The 4,280-nt window shown below is 67.8% G+C and carries 6 protein-coding genes; 4 read left to right on the top strand and 2 right to left on the bottom strand.

The features are described from left to right. Positions 1-41 precede the first annotated feature (41 nt). Genes AC3AYF_RS15995 through AC3AYF_RS15985 form a run of 3 tightly spaced genes read left to right on the top strand, consistent with a single transcriptional unit; the run spans position 42 to position 2,433 of the window. Positions 42-449, top strand: coding sequence for an ExbD/TolR family protein (locus AC3AYF_RS15995; protein ID WP_149434727.1), 408 nt, complete (start codon positions 42-44; stop codon positions 447-449). Beyond that, positions 449-1,222 (top strand): energy transducer TonB, encoded by a 774-nt coding sequence (locus tag AC3AYF_RS15990; RefSeq protein ID WP_295040615.1) that lies wholly within the window; start codon positions 449-451, stop codon positions 1,220-1,222. The genes AC3AYF_RS15995 and AC3AYF_RS15990 overlap by 1 nt, the downstream gene beginning before the upstream one ends. Continuing rightward, the gene (locus tag AC3AYF_RS15985; protein WP_295040617.1) at positions 1,222-2,433 is read left to right on the top strand and encodes a tetratricopeptide repeat protein; all 1,212 of its coding nucleotides are present in this window, start codon (positions 1,222-1,224) and stop codon (positions 2,431-2,433) included. Before AC3AYF_RS15990 ends, AC3AYF_RS15985 begins: the two co-directional genes overlap by 1 nt. A 78-nt stretch (positions 2,434-2,511) precedes the next feature. Here AC3AYF_RS15985 and xthA read toward each other — a convergent pair whose 3' ends face one another. Both xthA and AC3AYF_RS15975 read right to left on the bottom strand, forming a co-directional pair. After that, the gene (gene xthA, locus AC3AYF_RS15980; protein ID WP_295040619.1) at positions 2,512-3,330 is read right to left on the bottom strand and encodes an exodeoxyribonuclease III; all 819 of its coding nucleotides are present in this window, start codon (positions 3,328-3,330) and stop codon (positions 2,512-2,514) included. Further along, the gene (locus tag AC3AYF_RS15975; RefSeq protein ID WP_110716506.1) at positions 3,330-3,566 is read right to left on the bottom strand and encodes a hypothetical protein; all 237 of its coding nucleotides are present in this window, start codon (positions 3,564-3,566) and stop codon (positions 3,330-3,332) included. The genes xthA and AC3AYF_RS15975 overlap by 1 nt, the downstream gene beginning before the upstream one ends. A 409-nt stretch (positions 3,567-3,975) precedes the next feature. Between AC3AYF_RS15975 and AC3AYF_RS15970 the strand changes: the two genes are divergently transcribed. Next, positions 3,976-4,280: DEAD/DEAH box helicase (locus tag AC3AYF_RS15970; protein WP_487779992.1), on the top strand; the 305-nt coding region annotated here is incomplete at its 3' end.

Raw genomic sequence — 4,280 nt, 5'->3', positions numbered from 1 at the left:
GCGGCTGCACGACCGCATGGCCCGCGCCGTGGAGGGCTCTCATGCGTAGGCGCCGCTTGCGGGAAGCGAATGACGATTCCACCGGCATCGATCTGACGCCGATGCTGGATGTCGTCTTCATCATGTTGATCTTCTTCATCGTCACCACCAGCTTCATCAAGGAGAGTGGGGTCGAGATTCAGCGGCCCGAGTCCAGCGAGGCGACGGCGCGCCAGGACACCCAGGTGCTGGTCGCGATCACCGGCGAAGGCGCGGTGTGGGTCGATGGCGAGGCCGTGGATGCCCATCGCGTCGGCGCGCGCGTGGCGCAACTGGTCTCCGGTGATGGCAGCGTCGTGGTCCAGGCCGACAAGAACTCGACCACCGGCCTGTTGATCCAGGTGATGGATCGCATTCACCAGGCCGGGGTCGACAACGTTGCCGTGGCCGCCAATCGGGATGCCGGTTGATGCGCAGGTTGGCCGGGCTGGCAGGTGGCGCGCTGCTGGCGCTGCTGCTGTTCTATCTGCTGGCGCTGCTGGTGGCGCCGCCGGCGCCGGATCGCACCCAGATCGTGACGCCCACGGCGATCTCGATGGTCGACGCGCCGCAGCAGGACCAGGCGCAGCCGACGCCGACATCCCCCTCGTTACCGCCGCCCAGCGCGCCACCGCCGCCGCCGGCGGCAGCGCCGCCACCGGCAGCGGAAGCGCCCAGCCCGGTGGAGATTCCCGAGCCGCAGACGCCGCCGATGCAGACGCCGGACGTCACGCTGGACGAGACGCTGCCCGAGCTGAGCGAAGCACGCCCCGAACCGGAACCTCGCCCCGAGCCGGAGCCTGAGCCCCGGCCGACGCAGGAAACGGTTGCTGAAACCGCGCCGCAGCCGGAAGCCACGCCCGAGGCGACGGATGGGCCGCCGCAGCCCAATCCGGCGCCGCAGCAACCGCCCCGAGGCACCCAGGCTTCGCCACGTGACGTCGGCCAGCTGCAGCCGACCAGCCGGGTCAATCCGACCTACCCGATGCGAGCGCGTCGTCGCGGCATGGAAGGCTATGTCGAGGTCAGCTTCATCATTCAACCGGATGGGCGTGTCGATACCGGCAGTCTGCGCGTGATCGATGCCGACCCTGCCAATGTCTTCGATCGGGCGGTGGAAGAGGCGGTATCGCAGTGGCGGTTCCCGCCGGCCGACGACGTACGGCGCGCCACCCAGCGTATCCAGTTCCAGTTGGAGGGCTGATGATGAGTTCGACGACGGTTCGCCCGCTGGGCAAGCGTTGCCTGGCGCTGTTGGCAGCGGGCCTGATCGGCTTCGGCGGCGTTCCGCTGGCGCAGGCGGAGGGGCCGGCGCTGCGTCCGGACATGATTCGAACGCTGCAGTCCATGCAATCACGGCTCGAGTCCGGCGACGATGCCGCGGTGGCCTCGCGTGCGGCGGCATCCGCCTCGCGGCTCGAAGGCGGTAACGCCGCCGACCGCTGGGCGCGGGCGCTGTTCCTGCAATTGGCTGCCACGGCCAACGCCAGTCGTAACGATGACGCCAAGGCGGCGGATCAATTTGCCGAAGCGCGGCGGATCGACGGCGTCCCCGCCGCTCGCCGGCTCTCTTGGCTGCAGCAGGAAGCGCGTCTCCGGCTCCGCGCCGGCCAGACGCGGCAGGGCGCGGACCTGCTGACCGACTGGATCGAGCGCAGCGGCGGTGACGATGCCTCGCGCTGGCTGCTGGTCCAGGCGCGGGCGTCGCTCGATGACTGGAGCGCGGCCAGCCAGTCTCTCGATCGCCTGCGGGAATCCGGCACCGAAGGCTGGAGCTCGTCGCAGCGTCAGTTGGCAAGCACGGTCTATCAGCAGAGTGGGCGGTTCGACGACGCCCTGGCGCTACTGGGCGATGACCAGGATTCGCCGGACGTCTGGCGTCGCGCCGCGGGCCTGGCCCAGCAAGCCGGCAATAGCGGCCGGGCCGCGGCGATATGGGAGAGCGGCTGGCGCCGTGGCGTGCTGGTCTCGAGAGAGGATCTGCGACAACTGGCCAAGCTGCATATCGCCGGCGGCACGCCGGCCCGTGCCGCCGAGCATCTGACGCAGTGGCTGGATGACGGCCGGCTGGAAGCCAACGCCGACAACCTGAAGCTCCTGGCGCAGGCCTGGACGGCGGCCCGTAACCACGACGAGGCCCTGTCGGCCTGGCGGGCGCTGGCGGAGCGGACCGGCCGCGGGCAGGATTGGCGACAGCTGGCGGAGATCGCCTACGGCTGGGGCGAATGGCAAGCCACGCTGGATGCGCTCTCCGGCCTGCGTCAGTCGGGCGGTGAGGCGTCGGGGCGGGACTGGCTGCTGCAGGGAATCGCGGCGGCCCAGCTCGATCGGCGTGACCAGGCCCGGGAAGCCTTTCGTCAGGCCAGGGCCGCCGGCGTCGAGCAGGCGCAGCAGTGGCTGGATTCCCTGGGCTGAACGACGGCGTCCCGGCGGCGACGCCCCGGGATCCGAGGCGCCGTCTCTGCTGCCGGCTCAATTCGGATCAACATCGACTCAGTCGAGGTCGAACTCGCTCCACACCGGGGCGTGATCGGAAGGCCTTTCCATGCCGCGCAGGTCGTAGTCGATCCCGGCTCGCCGAGTGGCGCTAGCCAACGGCTCGGTCACCAGGATGTAGTCGATCCGCAGGCCGCGCTTGGGCTCACGGTCGAAACCCTTGGAGCGGTAGTCGAACCAGCTGAAGAAATCGGTGCTGTCGGGATGGCAGCGCCGATAGCTGTCCTCCAGCCCCCAGGCCTTCAAGCGCGCGAGCCATTCGCGCTCTTCCGGCTGGAAACTGGTCTTGCCCTCGCGGAGCCAGCGCTTGCGGTTCTCTTCGCCGATGCCGATGTCGATGTCTGCCGGGGAGATGTTGAAATCCCCCATGATCGCCACGCGCTCGTCGGGCCGATGACGCTCTTCCAGCAGGGCGTTGAGGCCGGCGTAGAATGCCCGCTTGTTGGGATACTTGGTTGGGTGGGCGATGTTCTCGCCCTGCGGAAAGTAGCCGTTCCACACCGTCATTGGCTGGCCGTCGCGCATGGCCAGCGTGACGCCGATCAGCCGGCGCTGCGCGTCCTCGCCGTCGCCCGGCAGCCCGTAGTGGACGGACTCCGGCGCGGACCTGGTCAGCATGGCGACCCCGTAGTGACCCTTCTGGCCGTGAAAATGGACGTGATAGCCCATGGCCTCCACGGCTTCCCTGGGAAACTCGCTGTCCTGAACCTTGGTCTCCTGCAGGCCGATGACATCCGGTGCGTGTGTCGCGATCAGCGCCTCGAGCTGGTGCAGCCGCGCACGGATGCCGTTGATGTTGAAAGAAACCAGGCGCATCAGTCGGAATCCTTGTCGTCGTTGGCGGGCTTGTGCAGGGGGAGCGGCGGCGCGCTCTGGCGTTGGCGCTTGCGCTCGGCCTGCAGCTTGCGCTGCTGGGTCTTCTTGTCGACGTAGCGACGCGACGGCGCGACTTCATCGGGATTGTCATGGCGCCAGCGGCGGTAATCCTTGCGCTTGCCGGTGCGGATCGTCACCTTGTCGGCCAGCGACCTGGTCTTTTTTCTGCGAGTCATGCGCGCGACCTATGCGTTTCGTGGCGGGTAATCGAGAGCGAAAGATTGGCGCGTAGTTTAACAGCCAGCGAAGCGCCTGCCATCGAATACCCGAACGGGACTCGCAAACCCGCAGCACCAGGTCGATCCAATGGGCTCGCGACGTTGATCCACTGGGCTCGACGACGTTGATCCGCTGGGCTCGCGACGTTGATCCACTGGGCTCGCGACGTTGGCGGGCGAGGCTGGTACAATACCGTCGGCTCGCGCCGGGTGATCTCTGCGCGAGATCGTCACTCGTCGCGTCGAGGATCCGCCTTGAAGGCATGAATGCCCGTCGCGCCGATCACGGTGCTTCCGGCCCCCGGTATGGATAGCGCCAGCCTTCGCGAGTCAAACCGTCAATCGATTTCGGACATACGTCATAACTATGAGTGAGTCTGACAACACCCAGGCCCCGGCACAGAATCGCAGACCCAAGCGGCGTCGGCGCAAGCCACGTAAATCGCAGTCGCGGAACACTTCGGGCTGGTCGCTGAAGCAGTTTCAGGTCGAGCCCGTTGCCGGACGCTGGCGATTCCACGATTTCGACCTGCCGAATCCGCTGATGCGCGCGATCCAGGCCGAAGGCTTCGAGTACTGCACCCCGATCCAGGCCGAGGCATTGATGCACACGCTGCTCGGAGGCGACGTCGTCGGCAAGGCGCAGACCGGCACCGGCAAGACCGCCGCATT

The organism is Salinicola sp., from assembly GCF_982684285.1.
Note: the sequence above shows the minus strand (reverse complement) of the source record. Positions and strands in the feature narration are given on the sequence as shown.